The sequence below is a fragment of the Gordonia sp. 11cp genome (assembly GCF_057767225.1).
Window position 1 is genome coordinate 1,930,095 of record NZ_CM173437.1, and the last position, 18,201, is coordinate 1,948,295.

At 66.1% G+C, this 18,201-nt stretch carries 19 protein-coding genes; 10 read left to right on the top strand and 9 right to left on the bottom strand.

Translation table 11 applies throughout. From position 1 onward, the window contains the following. Positions 1 to 20: 20 nt before the first annotated feature. From AC3B6C_RS08530 to AC3B6C_RS08540, 3 genes are read right to left on the bottom strand one after another with little or no spacing between them, the layout of a single operon-like run. A complete protein-coding gene (locus AC3B6C_RS08530; protein ID WP_488375675.1) occupies positions 21 to 1,109 on the bottom strand; it encodes an isocitrate/isopropylmalate dehydrogenase family protein in 1,089 nt (362 codons plus the stop codon). A gap of 54 nt (positions 1,110 to 1,163) precedes the next feature. Beyond that, positions 1,164 to 1,574 (bottom strand): universal stress protein, encoded by a 411-nt coding sequence (locus tag AC3B6C_RS08535; RefSeq protein ID WP_488375676.1) that lies wholly within the window; start codon positions 1,572 to 1,574, stop codon positions 1,164 to 1,166. 37 nt (positions 1,575 to 1,611) lie between these two features. Continuing rightward, positions 1,612 to 2,910: a CitMHS family transporter gene (locus AC3B6C_RS08540; RefSeq protein WP_488375677.1), complete on the bottom strand. Its 1,299-nt coding sequence runs from the start codon at positions 2,908 to 2,910 to the stop codon at positions 1,612 to 1,614. A 213-nt stretch (positions 2,911 to 3,123) separates the two neighbouring features. On the opposite strand from AC3B6C_RS08540, the gene AC3B6C_RS08545 reads away from it, so the two are divergent. The 6 genes from AC3B6C_RS08545 to AC3B6C_RS08570 all read left to right on the top strand — a co-directional run bounded on the left by AC3B6C_RS08545 (position 3,124) and on the right by AC3B6C_RS08570 (position 8,771). Then, complete coding sequence (locus AC3B6C_RS08545) at positions 3,124 to 4,017, top strand: GntR family transcriptional regulator (RefSeq protein ID WP_488375678.1); 894 nt, start codon at positions 3,124 to 3,126, stop codon at positions 4,015 to 4,017. A 188-nt stretch (positions 4,018 to 4,205) separates the two neighbouring features. Next, complete coding sequence (locus AC3B6C_RS08550) at positions 4,206 to 5,624, top strand: NAD-dependent succinate-semialdehyde dehydrogenase (RefSeq protein WP_488375679.1); 1,419 nt, start codon at positions 4,206 to 4,208, stop codon at positions 5,622 to 5,624. Positions 5,625 to 5,656: 32 nt separating this feature from the next. Beyond that, the gene (locus AC3B6C_RS08555; RefSeq protein ID WP_488375680.1) at positions 5,657 to 6,112 is read left to right on the top strand and encodes a cupin domain-containing protein; all 456 of its coding nucleotides are present in this window, start codon (positions 5,657 to 5,659) and stop codon (positions 6,110 to 6,112) included. After that, entirely contained in the window at positions 6,109 to 6,444 is a 336-nt protein-coding gene (locus tag AC3B6C_RS08560) for a putative quinol monooxygenase (RefSeq protein ID WP_488375681.1), read from the top strand. Before AC3B6C_RS08555 ends, AC3B6C_RS08560 begins: the two co-directional genes overlap by 4 nt. Continuing rightward, positions 6,441 to 7,595 (top strand): MFS transporter, encoded by a 1,155-nt coding sequence (locus tag AC3B6C_RS08565; protein WP_488375682.1) that lies wholly within the window; start codon positions 6,441 to 6,443, stop codon positions 7,593 to 7,595. Before AC3B6C_RS08560 ends, AC3B6C_RS08565 begins: the two co-directional genes overlap by 4 nt. A gap of 501 nt (positions 7,596 to 8,096) precedes the next feature. Beyond that, the gene (locus AC3B6C_RS08570; protein ID WP_488375683.1) at positions 8,097 to 8,771 is read left to right on the top strand and encodes a HEPN domain-containing protein; all 675 of its coding nucleotides are present in this window, start codon (positions 8,097 to 8,099) and stop codon (positions 8,769 to 8,771) included. A 113-nt stretch (positions 8,772 to 8,884) separates the two neighbouring features. Here the strand turns inward: AC3B6C_RS08570 and AC3B6C_RS08575 are convergent, their stop codons facing one another. Beyond that, positions 8,885 to 9,517, bottom strand: coding sequence for a hypothetical protein (locus tag AC3B6C_RS08575; protein ID WP_488375684.1), 633 nt, complete (start codon positions 9,515 to 9,517; stop codon positions 8,885 to 8,887). A gap of 126 nt (positions 9,518 to 9,643) precedes the next feature. On the opposite strand from AC3B6C_RS08575, the gene AC3B6C_RS08580 reads away from it, so the two are divergent. Then, complete coding sequence (locus AC3B6C_RS08580) at positions 9,644 to 9,829, top strand: hypothetical protein (RefSeq protein ID WP_488375685.1); 186 nt, start codon at positions 9,644 to 9,646, stop codon at positions 9,827 to 9,829. Between the two features lie 34 nt (positions 9,830 to 9,863). On the opposite strand, the gene AC3B6C_RS08585 is transcribed toward AC3B6C_RS08580, so the two are convergent. The 4 genes from AC3B6C_RS08585 to AC3B6C_RS08600 all read right to left on the bottom strand — a co-directional run bounded on the left by AC3B6C_RS08585 (position 9,864) and on the right by AC3B6C_RS08600 (position 12,845). Beyond that, a complete protein-coding gene (locus AC3B6C_RS08585) occupies positions 9,864 to 10,364 on the bottom strand; it encodes a hemerythrin domain-containing protein (protein WP_010844412.1) in 501 nt (166 codons plus the stop codon). Between the two features lie 112 nt (positions 10,365 to 10,476). Further along, a complete protein-coding gene (locus AC3B6C_RS08590) occupies positions 10,477 to 10,827 on the bottom strand; it encodes a metallopeptidase family protein (RefSeq protein ID WP_010844413.1) in 351 nt (116 codons plus the stop codon). Between the two features lie 4 nt (positions 10,828 to 10,831). Continuing rightward, positions 10,832 to 11,989 (bottom strand): septum formation family protein, encoded by a 1,158-nt coding sequence (locus AC3B6C_RS08595; protein WP_488375686.1) that lies wholly within the window; start codon positions 11,987 to 11,989, stop codon positions 10,832 to 10,834. Between the two features lie 109 nt (positions 11,990 to 12,098). Then, positions 12,099 to 12,845, bottom strand: a complete 747-nt coding sequence (locus AC3B6C_RS08600; RefSeq protein ID WP_083888923.1) for a PaaX family transcriptional regulator C-terminal domain-containing protein — start codon at positions 12,843 to 12,845, stop codon at positions 12,099 to 12,101. A 122-nt stretch (positions 12,846 to 12,967) separates the two neighbouring features. On the opposite strand from AC3B6C_RS08600, the gene AC3B6C_RS08605 reads away from it, so the two are divergent. From AC3B6C_RS08605 to AC3B6C_RS08615, 3 genes are all read left to right on the top strand, one after another. Then, entirely contained in the window at positions 12,968 to 14,617 is a 1,650-nt protein-coding gene (locus AC3B6C_RS08605) for an acyl-CoA dehydrogenase family protein (RefSeq protein ID WP_488375687.1), read from the top strand. After that, positions 14,610 to 15,629 (top strand): crotonase/enoyl-CoA hydratase family protein, encoded by a 1,020-nt coding sequence (locus AC3B6C_RS08610; protein WP_010844417.1) that lies wholly within the window; start codon positions 14,610 to 14,612, stop codon positions 15,627 to 15,629. Before AC3B6C_RS08605 ends, AC3B6C_RS08610 begins: the two co-directional genes overlap by 8 nt. A 235-nt stretch (positions 15,630 to 15,864) precedes the next feature. Continuing rightward, a complete protein-coding gene (locus tag AC3B6C_RS08615; RefSeq protein WP_488375688.1) occupies positions 15,865 to 17,109 on the top strand; it encodes an HNH endonuclease in 1,245 nt (414 codons plus the stop codon). A gap of 108 nt (positions 17,110 to 17,217) precedes the next feature. Here the strand turns inward: AC3B6C_RS08615 and AC3B6C_RS08620 are convergent, their stop codons facing one another. Then, entirely contained in the window at positions 17,218 to 18,189 is a 972-nt protein-coding gene (locus AC3B6C_RS08620) for a cation diffusion facilitator family transporter (RefSeq protein ID WP_488375689.1), read from the bottom strand. Positions 18,190 to 18,201 lie beyond the last annotated feature (12 nt).

Here is an 18,201-nt window from a genome sequence, read left to right on the forward strand (position 1 = left end):
TGGGGATCCCCCCTGTCGTCTCAGGCGGATTCGAGAGTGGCGATGGTGGCGGCGACGGCATCACCGAACTCGCGGGTTCCGCTGGTGCCGCCCATGTCGGCGGTGACGGTTCCCGCGGCGACGGTCTTTTCGACGCCTTGCTCGATGAACGCTGCGGCCTTGGTCAGTGCCGGGTCGTCGTGCCTCGTGCCGAGCCACTGGAGCAGCATCGCGGTGGAGTTGATCATGGCGATCGGGTTGGCGATGTTGCGGCCGGCGATGTCCGGTGCGGAGCCGTGGGATGCCTGTGCCATGGCGCGGTCGAGTGAGGCGTTGATGGACGGGGCGATTCCGAGTGAGCCCGCGATCTCGCCGGCGAGGTCAGAGAGGATGTCTCCGAACATGTTCTCGGTGACGACGACGTCGAACTTGTCCGCGTTGCGCACCAGGTGCACGGTCATCGCGTCGATGTGGTAGTCGTCGATTGTCACCTCGGGGTAGCGCTGGCCGACTTCTCGACATACGTCCCGGAACAGCCCGGTGGTCAGGCGCAGCACGTTGGCCTTATGCACGATGGTCAGGCGCCCGGAGCGAGTGCGGGCAAGCTCAAAGGCCACCTCGGCGATCTTCTCCACCGCGGAGCGGGTGATGATGCCCATGGCGATGGCGGTGTTCTCGTCGGGCATGTACTCGCCGGTCCCGGCGAAGGTGTTGCGGTCGGCGTAGAAGCCCTGGGTGTTCTCGCGCACGATCACCAGATCGGTTCCCGGCACGATCGCGCGTGTTCCGTCGAAGGACTTGGCGGGCCGGATGTTGGCGAAGAGCCCAAAGTGTTTGCGGATGGTGCCGCTGGGGTTGAGTTCGGACCTGAACGGCTCGGGGTAGGCAGCGCTGTCATGGGGTCCGAGCAGCCACCCGTCGGTGTCGGCAAGCTGGTCGAGCGTCTCCTGAGGGGTGGCGCTGCCGTGGGTGTCGATGGCCGAGCGGCCCAGCGGGAGAGTGATCCACTCGGCCGCAGGCGCGTTCGCCGCGGACAAAGCGGCGTCGACTGCGGAGACCGCTGCGGGCACGATCTCCGGGCCGATTCCGTCGCCGTTGAGGAGTCCGAGTCGCAGTGAAGTCGAGGTCATGGTGTGTCTACTTTCGTTGTTGTGTGGGGCAGGGTCGGTATGAGGCGATGGGTGTCAGGTGGCGGCAGGCGGTTTGATCAGCAGGATGGGTGATGTCACGTCCAGGACGATGCGCTGCAGCTCGCGCCCGAGCAGGAGTTTGCCGACGGCCGACCGTCGGCGTGAGCCCACCACCAGCAGGCGCGGGTTCTGCTCGGCGACGTAGTCGATGAGAGAGGAGACGGCGTCGGCTCCGTTGGTCGGCACGATCTCGGTCATGGTGACCGGCAGGTCGGTGCCGATCGTCTCGCGCACGTCCTCAGTTAGTGCGGCGCGCAGTGCGGTGGCGGCTTCGTCCGTGCTTGGTACCTCGTGCTGTAGGACGAGCACCGCCAGTGATGCGTTGCTGCCGCGGGCGTTCTCGGCTGCCGCGGCGAGGGCCGCGTGCCCTTCCGGGGTCGAGGAGTAGAGAACGGCGATGTCCATGTAGGGCTCCTGTGGGGCGGGTGTGGTTGGGGCGGAGTCAGATTGGGATGGTGATGGCGCCGGTGAGCACTGCCATGGCTACGAATGCGAGGGACACTCCGAGTACCCAGAGCAGGGCGAATCTCTGGAAGGACCCGAGGTCGGTCTTGAGGAGCCCGAGCAGCACCCACAGGGGCGCGGAGGCGGGGCCGATGGAGTGCGCCATCTGGCCGATCACGCCTGCGCGGGCGATCTCATTGGCGTGGATGCCGTACTGGGCCGCCGACTCGGCCAAGACGGGGAGGATGCCGAAGAAGTAGGCGTCGTTACTCATGAAGAAGCTCAACGGGATTCCGATGATCGCGGTGAAAAGTGGGATGAACCCGCCGAGCGATTCGGGCACGACTCTGAGCATGGTGTCGGCCATGGCGGAGATCATGCCGGACTCGGACAGAATGCCTGTGAAGACTCCGGCACCTAGCACGAGCATGACGACGGGGACCGCGCTGGAGGCGTGTCGCTTGATCACTTCGTTCTGGGTCGACAGTTCCGGGTAGTTGACCACCAGCGCGATGATGAACGCGCAGATGAACAAGACGACCAGTGGTGCGACTCCCAGGACGAGTAGTACCAGCAGCAGGGCGGTCAGTGCTGCGTTGAACCACATGCGCCAGCCTGCGCGTTCCTTGCGTTCCTTTCGCGCAGCCTGGATCTCGGCGGCCAGGGTCTTCACCGCATCCGGGTCGACGTTGCGGCGCTGGCGACGGCCGAGGACATAGGCGACGGCGATGATGACCAGCGATGTGAGTCCGAGCGCGGGAATCATGTGCACGAAGTAGTCGGCTGCATCGAGGTTGAGCACGCTGATCGCACGGGTGGCAGCACCGCCCCATGGTGTGGACCCGGAGATGAGACCCAACGACATGGTGGCGACGGTGGCGATGACCAGCGGATTGATGCCGAGTCTGCGGTAGATGGGCAGGAACGCCGAGCAGATGATCATGTAGCTGGTGGTTCCGTCACCGTCGAGGGCGACGGTCAACGACATGACTGCTGTTCCCACGCAGATCCGCACCGGGTCGCCCTTGGAGACGCGCAGGATCGCGTTCGAGACCGGATCGAACAAGTTCGCGTCCATCATCAGTCCGAAGTAGAGAACGGCGAACAGCAGCAGAACACCTGTGGGAGCGACGGTTTCGAGTCCGGTGAGGATCATGTCACCGAGTTGCGGGCCGAACCCCGCGACGGTGGCAAAGGCGATGGGGGTGACGATGATGGCCACGAACGCCGTCGCCCACCGGCGCATGACCAGGAGCATGAACGAGCCGAGTGTGGCGAAGCCGAGTACTGCGAGCATGAATGCTCCTAGATCGGGTGGTCGGAGGGGGCGGCGGCGCGGGTCGGTCTGCACGCCTCGGCGTGATCCGGACCCTCGCCGCTGGAGGTAATGTCGGGCGGCACGCGTTGCTGTGAGGCAAGACACTAACTGCGCTGTAGGTATTTTGCAACCACTTGATACCAACATGGCTGATCGTTGCTACGATCGGTCGACCCCCGGGAGGTGGACTTCGTGACGATCACCGCTACGCCCCTGATGACGCGGATCGCGAGCCAGATCGCCGACCTCATCAGGGCAGGCCATGTCGAGCCAGGGGCGCGTCTTGTCGAAAGGCGCCTGGCCGAGGAACTCAAGGTGTCTCGGTCGCCGGTGCGTGGAGCACTCAAGCTCTTGGCCGATCAGGGCGTGATTGCGCCCGCCGAGCGCGGCGGCTACGTCGTCCTGGCAGAACCGCCGGCCATGGTCGCCCCTGTCGATTCGGGCGCGAGCCGGGATCAGACATATCTGCGGGTCGCTGAGGACCGTCTGGACGGTCGACTCGAGGACAAGATCACCGAGAATGAGCTGGCCCGTCGTTATGGGCTGACCCGATCTGAGCTCGCCGAGCTGTTGCGCCGGATGAGCAACGAGGGGTGGATCGAGCGCCTGCCCGGCTACGGGTGGGAGTTCGCACCCATGCTGACCTCAATGAAAGCCTACGAGGACAGTTACAATTTCCGTCTAGTGATCGAGCCGGCCGCCATGCTCGAGCCGACCTTTGAGCTGGACCGTGAGGCGGTGCAGCAATCACGTGACCGACAGAAGTGGCTGGTCGATGGCGGGTTGAGCACGGTATCGAACGCCGAGTTGTTCGACCTGAACTCCCACCACCATGAAGTCCTCATCGCCTGCAGCCAGAACATGTACTTCGTCGACGCATTGCGACGTATCGACAGGACCAGGCGACTTATCGCCTACCGGCACACCCTCGATCCGGAACGATCGTTGGCCCGATGCCGTGAGCACGTCCATATCGCGGACCTGCTCCTCGAAGGAGACAACGCACGGGCGAGCTCACTGATGCACCGGCATCTCGCGACCATTTATCCAGAGAAGCTCACCGTGACGTCGCCGCACCGAGGCTGATCGAACCCGATCGAACCCTCTGCTCAGCACTCCCCACAGCAATCGGCTCACAAGTTCTGGTACTACGGGATTGTAAAATACCGCTCTGGTCGCTACCGTCGCTGTCACGCGCCTGGCAGCCTGTCGCGCGACATCACCGACAAGCCGTTCGGCGTGTGTCGGTGACACGACCACGAGGACGAGAACCTGTGACTGCTTCGAACATCACCACCGTCAATCCCGCGACCAGCATCGAGCTCGCGTCGTACCCGGCCATGTCGGATGTCGAGATCGACTCCGCCCTGGACACCGCTGCTGCCGCGCAACGGCAGTGGTCGGGCACCACGTTCGCTCACAGGTCGGAGATTATGCACCGTGCGGCGCAGACCGTGCGTTCGCAGTCCGACGAACTTGCGCTCCTGGTGACGCGTGAGATGGGAAAGCCGCTCCCCGAGTCACGCGCGGAGGTCGAGAAATGCGCCGTCGGACTGGAGTATTACGCGGACAATGCAGAGCGCTTCCTAGCCGACGAACGCTACGAGACGTCCGCGGATGCGAGCTGGGTCTCCTATGAGCCTGTTGGTGTTGTACTCGCGATCATGCCGTGGAACTTCCCCCTGTGGCAGGTGTTCCGGTTCGCGGCACCAGCGCTGATGGCGGGAAACGCCGCACTGTTGAAGCACTCGCCCAACACCACCGGTACTGCTCTGCGTGCGCAGGAGCTCCTCGAAGCAGCTGGTCTTCCGGCCGGCCTGTTCACTGCGCTGTTAGTCGCCGAGGCCAACGTCCCCGAGGCGACCGAGCGTCTGATCGCCGATCCCCGCATCGGCGCGGTCACCATCACCGGTTCCGAACGCGCGGGGAGCGCCGTCGGCGCCGTCGCCGGACGCGAGATCAAGAAGTCCGTCCTCGAACTCGGTGGGTCGGACCCGTTCGTTGTCCTTGCCGACGCCGATCTCGCCCAGGTCGCCCGTCTCGCCGTCAAGGGCCGCTTCCTCAACGCCGGTCAGTCCTGCATCTCACCCAAGCGGTTCATCGTCGAAGCTGCTGTCGTGGAACCCTTCACACGTCGCGTGGTTGAGGCCGTCGACGCACTGGTGGTGGGTAATCCGGAAGCCGAGGGCACCGAGGTCGGCCCGCTGGCCCGGGCCGATCTGCTCGACGGCGTCGCCGCGCAGGTCGACCGATCGGTGCGCGCCGGCGCCATGCTCCTGACGGGCGGTGAACGAGTTGACGGGCCGGGAAACTTCTACTCCCCCACCGTCCTCGGTGATGTTCGCCCCGGAATGGATGCCTACCACGACGAGATGTTCGGGCCCGTCGCCACGATCATCCCCGTCGCCGACGCCGACGAGGCGGTTTTTGTCGCCAACGACACCCGCTTCGGTCTCGGCGCCAGTGTGTGGAGCTCGGACATCGATGCCGCGATCAGCGTCGGCCGACGCATCACCTCCGGCGCCTGCTTCATCAACTCCGTCGTCGCCTCCGACGCACGCATGCCGTTCGGTGGAACCAAGCGCTCGGGCTACGGCCGCGAACTCGCCTCCGCCGGCATCCGGGAGTTCGTCAACGTCCGCACCTGGTGGTCGATGACTGCACCCGCCGCCACCGCACCCGTATCCGAATAGCGAACTTCGGCAACAAGAGAAACTGAGAAGCGATGAACGCGGACACTCCCGGTCACACCGACACCGCCAGCGACGACGGCCGCCCTGCCGTCATACTGCGCTCCGACGACATCGAACCGCGCCAGCGCGGAGGCGGGGCCCGCACCGTCCCGCTGGTCTCGCAACGGGTGGGCGCACGGGACTTCTTGAACGGAATCACCATGTTCGGCCCCGGTTCAGCGATCCCCGAACACATCCACAACTGCGACGAATCGGTACTGATCCTCAAAGGATCGGCGGTCGCGCACATCGACGGCAAGCAGTATCCGGTCTCGGTCGGCGACAACTCCTTCATTCCCGCCGGCATCGCCCACTTCTTCCACAACACCTCCGAGACCGACGAGCTGCACATCTTCTGGACCTACGCCTCGATCGACGCGACACGCACCGTCCTCGCCACCGGTGTGACGACACGAATCGACGAGGAACACGGAACGGCACCGGAGTGACCGACGAGCAGGTATGGGAGATCGCCGAACTGCGCATCGCACCGGAGAGCACCGCCGCCTTCGAAGCGATCCTCCCCGAGGCCACCGACTTGTTCCGCCGCGCGCCCGGGTGCCGTGCCATGCATCTGCGCGCCACCGTCGAGGACCCGACACTGTATCTCCTGGTGGTCAACTGGGACTCCGTCGACGACCACATGGTCCGCTTCCGCGCCTCGGAGGACTTCGCACGGTGGCGTCAGCTGGCCAGCCCTTTCTTCGCAGCGAACCCCGTCGTACGCCACTCCCGTCGGGTCGGTGACGGTTTCGGACCCGGGGCGCCCCTGCAGACGTGAGGTCGTGGTTCGCGGTCCTGTGTCTGGCCACGGCCCTTCTGCAGGCTGTCTACGCAGCGGTCCGGGTCATCATCTCCTACAACGCACTCGAACTCGCCGACAGTACCGTCGTCGGAATCCTCACGGCCGCATACTCACTGATTCCGTTGCTGGTAGCCATTCCGATCGGGCGGATGGTCGACGGTGCCCACGCGAGCGCCGTTCTGCGTGTCGGAGCTGTCGTGACTGTCGTCGCAGTGGGTCTCGTCCTGCTCGGGGACTCAATCGCCCTCCTGGCTGCCGGGAGCGTCCTGCTCGGGACCGGACACATGCTCACCATCGTCTCCGGACAGGGCTACATACCTCTCAAATCACCTCCAGGACAGTATGATCGACAGTTCGCCGGGCTGACCCTGTGGGTCTCGGTGGGTCAATTCGCCGGGATTCCCCTCGTCGGGCTCCTGTCCACGCGAGACTCCACCGGACATGTCGACACCTCCCTCGCACTGACCGCCGCGGCGGCCCTCGCCGTACTCGCCGCCGGCGTCTGCACAGCCCCAGCCCTACGGTGCCGTGTTCAACCGACGGCCGCGCCTAGACCACCGGTCCAGAGCACGCGATCCATGCTGTCGACGACCGGGATGCGCCCGGCGATCTACAGCAGCCTCGTCGTACTGGCCTCGCTCGATGTCACCACCGCCTACCTCCCCGTCTTGGGAGAACAACACGGGTTCTCAGTCATGACGGTGACAGCGATCCTCACCGCACGCGCGGCGGCCGCCATGGTGTCGCGGGTTCTGCTGACACGCATGCTCGGCGTCGTCCCACGCCCGTGGTTGCTGGTGTCCGGAACCCTGTGCTCCGCGGTGCCCATCGCCCTCGTCCCCGCCTTCCCCCACCCCGTCGTCACAGGGTCTCTGATGGCCGCCGCAGGCTTCTTCTGGGGCCTCGCGCAACCACTCACCATGACCTGGGTCACCGGTCTGGTCGCCCCGACCGATCGTGCCTCCGCACTGTCGCTGCGTATCACCGGCAACCGCATTGGACAGGTCGCGATACCCCTGGCTGCCGCCGTCGCCTCCGGCCCGGCCGGAACCGGCACCGTCTTCGTCCTCACCGCCGGCCTGCTGGCCGGGGCGGCCGTGTCGACCTGGCGAGCGGTAATCCAATAGAGAATGCGGAAGCCGGAGGAGAGTCGACCGGCCTGGCCAAACGAATATGCCGTTGCGGCGGCGGCACGACTCGGGTGGTGGGCCAATAACCGGTGCGTTGTTTCTCAGCGGTTCTAGGTCCGTGACTGCTGGGCCCTGGACGGAGCACCCGGGGGACGAGTTGACGACTTAGGCCAACCGACGATCGACATCGACCGCCGCCGCGGTACGCCGTGGGCTCCGGACCCAACCCGCGCACGAGCTACAGAAGATCGAGTGCGACATAAGATACGCTATCGGCGAAAGTGGTTGAGCGTCAACATCTTTTGTCACCAGTGACGAAAGTATGCGGGATCGGAAGGGAATGCCCACCACTCGGAGCAACCACCACAGGGGGCGTGGGACGCCGTCGCGAGGCTTCACAGCTGGCGATAGAGCTATTGCAGTCCTGAACGCTGCACTGCCCAGAAACGAGACGGTGATGCGCAGGCGACCTCAAGGCCAGGCGACTAGGATCGCCCCATGCCGTCGCAATCGTCACAGGCGTTCCGTGGCAACAGTAAAGATGTCGAGCGGCTACTGGAGATCGCGCGAGAGAATGCCGCTGGTCCTGACGCCGAGCAGGCGGTGCACAAGGCCGCCATTGTGTTGATAACGGCGTTCTGGGAGGCGTACTGCGAAGACATCGCCGCCGAGGGACTGGAACACCTCGTGTCGCACGTCGGTGACTTTCAAGCTCTACCGAAGAAGCTGCGCCAAGCGCTCGCGCACGACCTCAAGGACGACAAGAACGACTTGGCGGTATGGGATCTCGCTGGCGACGGATGGCGTACAGCTCTCACCGCGCGCCTGGCGGCTTACACCAAGTCACGGAACAGGCAGTTCAACACCCCCAAGCCCTCGCAAATCGACGAGCTCTTCGACAAGGCGTTAGGAATCGAACGAATCTCCGACACGTGGAAGGTCCGCAAACCGCGTCGTCCCGCGAAAGAACTCATGACATCGGACGAGGCACGCGCGCAACTCACCGGCTTTGTGGAACTCCGCGGGGCAATTGCCCACCGCGGGGACGCCGGCGCTGATGTGACTTATCAACAGGTCCACGACTATTACAAGTTGGTTGAGCGGATCGTCGGCAAGACTGGTGGACGAGTGAACACGCATGTGAAAAAGGCGACAGGTGTAGCTCTGTGGTAGCTTCCTGACTCAATCTAAGTATCTGCCATGGTCACTGAAAAACTCCTACGGACAGGAGCTTTCAGTGGTCTCCCCGACATAGTTTTGATCACGTGCCGAGTGGCAGTGCCCGGTTATCGGTCCTCGAGTAGTGGTTCCGGCGACTCCCCGAACGGTCGACGCCAGAGCGCTCCCACCTCATCGGCGAACTGCATGTCGGCGCGAACCTCGGCGTCACCGTCTACGACGTAGACGACGCTCGCCGATTGTCCGGCCGGGACAACCCGCGGGAAGGTGTCGACCATCTGTTGTTGAATCTGCTGGAGTACTTGAGCTCCCTGGGGTGAGTTCATGAACTGGCCGGACAACATCGGGCCGAAGTCTCCCAATTGGCCCAGTTGCGACACCTGGGGACCGAAGCCGAATCCCGGCGGCAATCCTGAGTACATGGACTGGGCCCGCTGACCGATAGCGTCAAGGCCACCGCTCAAGCCCTCTGACAGCACGTCGCTGATTAGCTGTCGGAAGGAGATGTTGCCCTTCGCAGGTAGGCATTTTGATGGCGAGCGCTCGCCATCTCCGTCAACCGTGTACACGTCGACTTCGAGGTCGGTGATGGGCCCGGAGGTGCCGTTGTTTACCTTCACTGCCCAGAGGTTCGTGCCGATTGGCAGCGCTTCGACGGCGACCGTTACCGCGCGGATGCGTCCGCCGCTGTTGCCGGCCTCGACGGGACCTCCGTAACTGATCCGTGCTCCCGCAACCATCACAGTCATGATGCGGGTTCGGGTGGTGAAAGGCCAATCAAACTCCGTGATAGCTGGTTCTCCCCGAAATGCATTTAGGTGCAGCGTCACATGTTTCTTACTGGAGGTAGAGCTACTGGATGGCCGATGGGTATCGGCTACTGGTCCGGCATCCAGTACCGCGAACGAGTGGTGCCGATGGACCTCGGACCACGACCAGAGGCGCCGGTCCGCGTGAAGCTCCGCGGAGTCGGACAAGGCATCAACCTCATGTCCTTCACCACCCACCCGAACCTCAACAAGGGCGTGTCCTACTACGTTCAAATCCCATAGGCCAGAGCCAGGCTCGCACCTCAGGGGGCAGGGGCTATTTGATGATGGCGTCGACCGTCTTCTTCAGGGCGGAGGGTTGCGACGGCCGGCGGGGGGCCTTCTCCCGGCGACGCATCATCTCCTCACCGATCTCCCGGAGCTCCTTGCGGCTCAGGGCTTCTCGGACCTTCGGGAACCACTCGTCCTCTTCCTCTTCGATGTGGTGCTCGACGTTCTCGATGAGGACGGTGGTCTTGGCGTCGAATCGCTCGGCGTCCGGCGAGAGTGCCGCGAGTTCGACGACGAGGACGTCCGCGACATGGTGCTCCTCGTACGATTCCAGGATGTCGTCCTCCAGATCGGGGACCCGCTTGCGGATCTCCGGGTACATCACCTCGTTCTCGATGTAGGTGTGCACGGTGAGGGCCTCGATGATCTTGTCGACGATCTTGCCCTTGGTCTTGACGGCGTTGTCGCCCTGCGACTTGAAGTCGCGGAACAGTTTGCGGATCTCTTTGTGGTCGTCCCGGAGGATGACGATGGCGTCTGAGGACATGGGCTGACTCCTGCGATAGAGGGCTGCTCGATCTGCTACCCCTCGTACCGCGTTCCGCCGCAGGTCAAACATCGAGATCGATCGGACGGACCCGGTAGGGGTCCGCGCACCACTATCCCCAGCCGTTGGCGTGCAGCCACTCGTCGTCGATGCCGAAGTGGTGGGCGATCTCGTGGACGACGGTGACCGCGACCTCGTGGACGACCTCCTCCCGCGAGTGGCACATCGCGAGGATGGGGTCGCGGTAGATGGTGATCGTGTCCGGCAGGAAGCCGCCGTAGTCGCTGGTCCGCATCGTGAGCGCGACACCGTGGTAGAGCCCGAGAATGCCCGGCTCCTCGGGATTGAACGGCTCGACGAGGATGACCACGTTGTTCATCGCGTCGGTCAGATCGGTCGGGATGGTGTCCAGGGCGTCGGAGACCAGTCCGTCGAACTCGTCGTCGGACATCATGACGGACATCGCGTCAGCCCGCCGGGGCCGGTGCTTCGTCGGGGTTGGGCGCGATCCCCGGAGGCAGCGGTACCGGTGTCGGCAGGGCACGTCCCGGGGGTGCTTCGGGCGGCGCGACCGGCGCGCGGCCGTTGATCAGCAAGGCCCCGCCCTTGGCGTCGCCCACCAGCGTCGCGAACCCGCCGCGCTTGTCCGGGAGGCCCAGGTAGCAGACGACTTTGCGGCTCCCGGCGAGCCAGCTCGGCTCGCTGAGCACCGACCACTGAACGTTGAGCGTGGTCGCGTCGAGCGGCTTTCGCCCGCCCACGAACCGCTCGGCCTGGACCGGGCAGATCGAACCGAGGTAGTTGTTCTGCGCACCCGTCGGCGGCCACGGCTTGTTCGACATCCGGTCACCGAACCGGACCGACAGGTCGACGATCCCGGTGGTCTGGAAGGCATGCGGCTCAGCGCAGCTCACCGCGAACCCGGTCGGGGCACGGGTTTCGGTGTTGATCCCGACGCAGGTTCCCTCGGGCCAGACGTACGACTGGTTCTGGTCGGCGACCCGACCGGAGAACTGGACCGGCGCACCGTCGGCGCCGTTCTCCTGGACCCCGCAGCGCAGCTGACGCGCGCCCTTGTCCCACTGCGCCTGCGAGGGGTACATCATGCCCACCGCGAAGCGGCCCTGCGGGTCGAGACGTCCGTCGAGATACTGGTCCACCATCACCGGACACTGTTCGTCGCGGATCGTGGCGAAGCGCTCGGCGCCCGGCCAGAGTGCGTCCTCGCCGAACTCGGCACCCGGGATCAGTGCGGTGTCGATGGCGCCCGCGACCTCGAAGCGGTGCTTCTGTTCGCACGGCACGTCGACCGGCTGCCCCGGGTTTCCGGCCGGCCAGTCGAGGCAGTCGCCCGCGACCGACTTCGTGAAGGCGTTCTCGGTGAGCCGTTCGCCTTCGCCGATGTTGCTGCCGCCGACGCTGCCGCTGTCGTCGAAGACGCCCATGGTGAAGGCGATCCCGCCCGCCACGATCGCGCCGACGACGATCGCGCCGAGGATCACGAAGACCGGATTGCGGGCGATGTTGCCTGGTCGGCGGGCTCCGCCGGCCGGTCGGCCGGATGCCGACGCGTGCGGTGCGTCGGCGTCGGCGGGGCGGCTGCGGTCGGGGTCGGGCGCGTTCATCGGGTTCCATCATGCCTAACGGACCCGACCGGGCACACCCTCGTGCGTGGATGCCCGACCCGGCCGATGCCCCTCGATCGAGGTCGACGGTCGGTGGGGCGCCGGTTGTTCACGCGTCGTCGGGCGTGAGGTGCCGTGCGGCGAGTCCGGTGAGCTCGTTCCGAAAGCGCTCGTAGCCGTCGCGGAGACGGTCTCCCGGCCACGGCTCGGGGAGCAGCTCGACGGGCAGGAGCGGGTCGCGCAGGATGTGGCGCACGCACGCGGCGGCGACCTCGAACCGCTCCGCGACGGTGGGTGCGGTTGCCAGGGCGTCGAGCAAGTCGACCGCGGATTCCGCCCAGGTCGACGGCGCGAACAGTCGCGCTGCCAGGTCTGCCGATGCCTCTTCGGGAACGGCTCGGAAGAGGTTCAGCCGACGGCGCAGGTCCGATGACGGGAACTCGATGTCGAGGTTGGCGGGACGCGCCCAGACTCCCTCCCGGATCTCGCCGAGCCGCGCCTTCTGCAGCGCGTCACGGAGGAGGGCGCGGTCGGTCGAACTCTCGGAACCGACGGTCACGACGGCGAGATCCCACATGCCGTCCCAGTCGCGGCGCGCCGGATGCAGCGCGCGGTCCTGTCGTCGCTGCCGTTCGACGAGTCGTGGCGAGAGCCGGCACCGGCCGTTCGTGCGTTCCAGATCTCCTGCGGCGACCAGCCGTGTGAGGGCCACCCGGACCGTCGATTCGCGGAGCCCGAGATCAGTCGTCATCGCCAGGATTCCGTTGATCGAGGCGTCGGGCGAGTCGAGGCCGAGAAGGGCGCTGAGGATGACCGAACGCGCCGTGAGCTTGGGAATGTTCACGCGTTCGGGCACGCCGTCGATGCTAGTCCGCGAGGTCCGGGACAGCGGCACGCAGGGATATTACAGAGCTCTGTCGGTCGTGTGAAAAGTGTAATAGCGTGGGTCGCGACTCCGATCAGGAAGGCGGGCCCGCCATGTCCACCCATGCCGTCACCAATCAGGTCCCCGAGCTCGTCGACTTCGACGCCGCGGACAATCCGGCCATCTCCGAGGCGGTCCACCGCGCGGGCGCCGACCACATGCTCGAGGAACTGCACCGGATCGGCCGCCTGGCCGGCGGCGCCGAGGCGCTCGGGTGGGGCGATCTCGCCGAATCCCATCCGCCGGAGCTGCGGACCCATGACCGGTACGGCAATCGGGTGGACGAGGTCGTCTACGACCCCGCGTACCACCACCTCATGCAGACGGGCATCGGCCTGGGCCTGGGCGGAACCGCATGGTCGGACCCGAGCCCGACGGCCCATTTCGAGCGCGCCGTGAAGTCGAGCGTGTGGGGGCAGGTGGATGCCGGGCACGGCTGTCCGATGTCGATGACCTACGGGGTCGTCCCGGCACTGCGGGCCAACCCCGAACTCGCGGGCATGTACGAGCCGCTGCTCGTCTCCACGACCTACGACCCGGGACTGCGCACCCCGCTGTCGAAAGCGGGATTGACGGCCGGGATGTCGATGACCGAGAAGCAGGGCGGCTCCGATGTCCGGGCGAACACGACGACCGCCGTCGCGCAACCGGACGGGACGTACCGCATCACCGGTCACAAGTGGTTTACTTCGGCGCCCATGTGCGACGTGTTCCTGGTGCTCGCCCGAGCGCCGGGCGGGTTGTCGTGTTTCTTCGTCCCGCGGGTCCTTCCCGACGGGACGCGCAACACCTTTCTGCTCCAGCGGTTGAAAGCCAAGCTGGGCAACCACTCCAACGCGAGCAGCGAAGTGGAGTACGACGGCACGGTCGGGTGGCTCGTCGGCGAGGAGGGCCGCGGGGTGGCGACGATCATCGAGATGGTGAACATGACCCGCCTGGACTGCACTCTCGGCTCGGCGACCGGTATGCGGGTCGGCGTCGCGCAGGCCGCGCATCACGCCACCCATCGCAGGGCATTCGGCGCCGCGCTCGTCGATCAGCCGTTGATGCGCAACGTTCTCGCCGATCTGGCGGTCGAGTCGGAGGGCGCGACGATGACGGCGCTCTGGCTCGCCGAGCTGACCGACAAGGCCGGCGCCGGTGACGAACCGGCCGACGCCCTCCGACGGATCTCCCTCGCGGTCAGCAAGTACTACGTCTGCAAACGCGCCCCGATCCATGCAGCCGAATCGCTGGAGTGCCTCGGCGGCAACGGGTATGTGGAGGAGTCGCGGATGCCCCGGCTCTATCGGGAGGCGCCCCTCATGTCCATCTGGGAGGGCTCGGGCAACGTCGCCGCCCTGGACGTACTGCGCGCGATGGCCAAGCAACCGGCCACGGTGACCGCGTTCCTCGACGAGATCGATTGCGCGACAGGGGCGGACCGGAGACTCGACGCCGCAGCGGCCGAACTCCGGCGAGAGTTCGGTGACCGCGATGCGATGCAGTACCGGGCTCGCCGGGTCGTCGGCCGGATGGCCCAGCTCTTGCAGGCGTCCTTGCTGGTGCGGTACGGGCACCCGGCGGTCGCCGACGCGTTCGTCGCGAGCCGACTCGGCAACGACCGGGGCGACGTGTTCGGCACGTTGCCGTCGAGGGTCGACACGGCGTCGATCATCGAGCGGGTGGTCCCGAAGACGGTGCAGGGCAACACTCATGGCTGAGTCGAACGGGTCGCGGCCGGCCGGGTGGCGCGACGGCCTCCGCGACGGCGAGGATTCGTTGTTCGCCGGCCGGGCGGCGAGCGGACCGGACATCGAATACCGCACTCTCACCTACGATGTCACCGGCCGGATCGCCCGCATCACCTTCAACCGGCCCGATCAGGGCAACGCGATCACAATCGACACCCCCGTCGAACTGTCGCACGCGGTGGAACGCGCCGATCTCGACCCCGGCGTCCACGTGATCGTCGTGTCCGGGCGGGGCAAGGGTTTCTGCGGCGGATACGACCTGTCGATCTTCGCGGAGAACGGGGGCGACCCGTCGCACTCTGTCGATCCCCGGACCGGCACCGTCCTCGATCCCGTTGTGCAGGCGCGCAATCACGACCCGAACCGCACCTGGGATCCCATGATCGACTACGCGATGATGAGCAGGTTCAACCGCGGGTTCGCCAGCCTGCTGCACGCGAACAAGCCGACGGTCGCCAAGCTGCACGGGTTCGCGGTCGCGGGCGGCACGGACATCGCCCTCTACGCCGACCAGATCATCTGCGCCGACGACACGAAGATCGGGTACCCACCGACCCGGGTGTGGGGCATCCCCGCCGCCGGGATGTGGGCGCACCGGCTCGGCGATCAGCGCGCCAAACGGTTGCTGTTCACCGGCGACTGCCTGTCGGGCCGGCAGGCGCACGAGTGGGGGCTGGCCGTCGAGGCGCCGCCGGCGGACGAGCTCGACGCCCGCACCGAGGAACTCCTCGAGCGGATCGCGCGAATGCCGGTCAACCAGCTGGTGATGGCCAAACTCGCACTCAACAGTGCGCTCCTGGCACAGGGAGTGGCCAACTCGGGGATGATCAGCACGGTGTTCGACGGGATCTCCCGTCACACCCGGGAGGGATACGCCTTCCAGCAGCGCGCCGCGACCGCCGGTTTCCGCGAGGCCGTCCGCGAGCGCGACGAGATCAACGGCGACTGGAAGCGGGACCAGTTCCGTTCGCCGCCGGAGTGATTCGCTGGTTCCTGATCCGAGAGACCTGCTGGGGCACTGCTCCCGAGTCCGAAAGATCCACAGTTCCTTCTTCGGAATAATCCGCCCGTGTGGCTGATGGGTTTTCTGTTCACCACAGTCCACCACGGTTCACCGCTGGTGTATGAGTGACATTGACTGCAGGGCACGGGTATTCGACGAACCCGGGCTGTGGAGAAATCTCGCCGTCGAACGTTTTGGCGAGTACCTTGGTGTCATGCCCTCGATCACCGAACTCCGCGACACCCTCATCGTCTTGCAACCACCACCCGGCGATCCGAGTGGTCGCGCGGTGTTCGACCGACTCGACGAACTCCGGGTGTTGCGCAACGTGCTGGAACACCAGATCGCTGTGCACGTGGCCCTTTTGGACGCGTCGGGTGCGGCGGCGCGCGCGGGGTCGACAACGCGGTCGTGGCTGATCGAGATGGGGATGCCGCCGACTGTCGCCCACCGTGGTGTGCGGATCGCCAGCAGCATGGCGTCGTTGCCGAAGGTCGCCGACTGCGCCGCCGAAGGGTATCTGTCTGCGGAGTGTGTCGATGCGGTGGTCCGAGGTATCGGCTTGATCGACAAACGGTCAGCGGCTGGGCTTTCCGAGGACGACCGGCAGGTGTTCGAGACCGAGTTGCTCAGCCAGGCGTTCTCCGGTGCCACTCCCGCCGAGATCGACTCGCACGCCCGGAGTATCGCCGTGCGTGTCGCCGACGAGGACCCGAACGCTGTGGCGGCGGCTGATGATGCGTCACTCAACATGGTGCATGCTCGGGTGACCGAGGAAGGCCGGGTGGGGATCAGCGCCGATGTGACGGCGGTGATCGGGGAGAAGTTTCTGTCGATGATCGACGAACGATCCGGTCCGCGTCCCGAACCCGACGGCGCCGACGATCGCCGCGGCGTGGGGCAGCGTCGCGCCGACGGGCTGGAACTGCTGCTGGATCAGGCGGCGATCGGCGCGGCGATGATCACCGCGGGAGCCCCGCGGACGCAGGTGCTGGTGACCATTCCCGCCGACGGCGCGGATCCGGCACGGTTGCCGTGGGTGGGGGCGGTGTCAGAGTCGTCGGCGCGGCGGTTGTCCTGCGACGGTGCGGTGGCCGAGATCGTGCTCGACGGCGAGGGGGTGCCGTTGCGGATGGGCACCACGAAGCGGTTGTTCCCGCATCATCTGCGTCAGGCGATCGTCGTGCGGGACGTCTGCTGCGTGAAATGCGGTGCCCCCGCGGCCCATACGCAAGTGCATCATCTGGTGCACTGGGCCGATGGTGGTCCTACCGATCTCGACAACGGGTGCCTGCTCTGCCAGCGGTGTCACACCCAGGTCCATCACCACGGCTGGCAGGTGGTGATGGGGCCCGACCGGCATCCATGGCTGATCCCGCCGGCGGACATCGACCCACGACGCCTACCCCGGCCGGCGTATAACCGGCGCACCATGCGACTCGACGACGCCCTCGTGTAACGACCCCGACCCCACAGACCCTCCGGCGTCGATCCGGCGCCACACGACCTTTGACAACTCCACAGTGTGTAACCAGTCCCTGCTCCCCCCCGGTGGGATCCCCCGAGGTCAGGGGGCGTCGGGCACGAGGTCGACATCCCCCGGCGCGGACAGGGTGAGCACCGCTTCGGCTATCCGCGGGTCGCGCTCCAGCTCGTTCTCCAGTTGCCGTAGGGCGACGGCGACCGAGGACTCCACGTCGTCGCCCGCGAAATCGACTGCGGCGACCAGGACCAGCTGAACGGGCCCGGTGTACTCGACATGTAGGTAGGTCACGCGATCGATGTTGCTGTGAGCGAGCAGGTCCCGGAGAACCCGTTGCTGGACCGCGTCGTCGACCGCCTGCCCGAGAAGGAACCGTCGGTTCTGGTTGATCAGGACGATCGCGACGACGCCGAGGAGCAGGCCCACCAGGATGGACCCGATCGCGTCGTACGTGGCCGACCCGGTGACCTGGTGCAGGAGCACGCCGACGAAGGCGATCGCCAGGCCGATGAGCGCCGCCGCGTCCTCGGCGAAGACGGCGCGCAGGGTCGGGTCGGATGTGGCGAACACCTTACGGAGCAGGCTGATCCGGCGCTTGACCGCGCCGCGCTTCGCCTGCTGGTAGGACCGGACGAAGGAGATGCCCTCGAGCACCGCGGCGATCGCCAGAACCGCGTAGGCGATGCCATAATCCGTGGCCGGTTCCGGCGACAGCAGTTCGGAGATGCCGTGCTGGACCGACACCGCCGCGCCGACGGCGAACAGTCCGAACGCGGCGAACATCGACCAGATGTAGGCCTCGCGTCCGTATCCCTGCGGATGGCGGGAGTCCCGAGGCCGATGGGCGCGACGTTCCGCGATCAGCAGCAGGATCTCGTTCCCGGTGTCGGCCCACGAGTGCGCCGCCTCGGCGACGAGCGACGCCGACCCGGTGATCATCGCCGCGCCGGTCTTGGCAACGGCGATCAGCAGGTTCGAGACGAACGCGATGACGACCGTCAGGAAACTCTCGCTGGGGCCTGCGGATTCGTGCTGTGTTTCGGGACGGGGAGACACCGCGCCCAGTCT

Excerpts from the sequence above, each read along its gene's own strand:
- AC3B6C_RS08610 (WP_010844417.1), top strand. The coding sequence starts at position 14,610 with ATGGCTGAGTCGAACGGGTCGCGGCCGGCCGGGTGGCGCGACGGCCTC.
- AC3B6C_RS08570 (WP_488375683.1), top strand. The coding sequence starts at position 8,097 with ATGCCGTCGCAATCGTCACAGGCGTTCCGTGGCAACAGTAAAGATGTC.
- AC3B6C_RS08575 (WP_488375684.1), bottom strand. The coding sequence starts at position 9,517 with ATGGTTGCGGGAGCACGGATCAGTTACGGAGGTCCCGTCGAGGCCGGC.
- AC3B6C_RS08605 (WP_488375687.1), top strand. The coding sequence starts at position 12,968 with ATGTCCACCCATGCCGTCACCAATCAGGTCCCCGAGCTCGTCGACTTC.
- AC3B6C_RS08530 (WP_488375675.1), bottom strand. The coding sequence starts at position 1,109 with ATGACCTCGACTTCACTGCGACTCGGACTCCTCAACGGCGACGGAATC.
- AC3B6C_RS08595 (WP_488375686.1), bottom strand. The coding sequence starts at position 11,989 with ATGAACGCGCCCGACCCCGACCGCAGCCGCCCCGCCGACGCCGACGCA.
- AC3B6C_RS08580 (WP_488375685.1), top strand. The coding sequence starts at position 9,644 with ATGGGTATCGGCTACTGGTCCGGCATCCAGTACCGCGAACGAGTGGTG.
- AC3B6C_RS08590 (WP_010844413.1), bottom strand. The coding sequence starts at position 10,827 with ATGTCCGTCATGATGTCCGACGACGAGTTCGACGGACTGGTCTCCGAC.
- AC3B6C_RS08585 (WP_010844412.1), bottom strand. The coding sequence starts at position 10,364 with ATGTCCTCAGACGCCATCGTCATCCTCCGGGACGACCACAAAGAGATC.
- AC3B6C_RS08555 (WP_488375680.1), top strand. The coding sequence starts at position 5,657 with ATGAACGCGGACACTCCCGGTCACACCGACACCGCCAGCGACGACGGC.
- AC3B6C_RS08615 (WP_488375688.1), top strand. The coding sequence starts at position 15,865 with ATGCCCTCGATCACCGAACTCCGCGACACCCTCATCGTCTTGCAACCA.
- AC3B6C_RS08535 (WP_488375676.1), bottom strand. The coding sequence starts at position 1,574 with ATGGACATCGCCGTTCTCTACTCCTCGACCCCGGAAGGGCACGCGGCC.
- AC3B6C_RS08540 (WP_488375677.1), bottom strand. The coding sequence starts at position 2,910 with ATGCTCGCAGTACTCGGCTTCGCCACACTCGGCTCGTTCATGCTCCTG.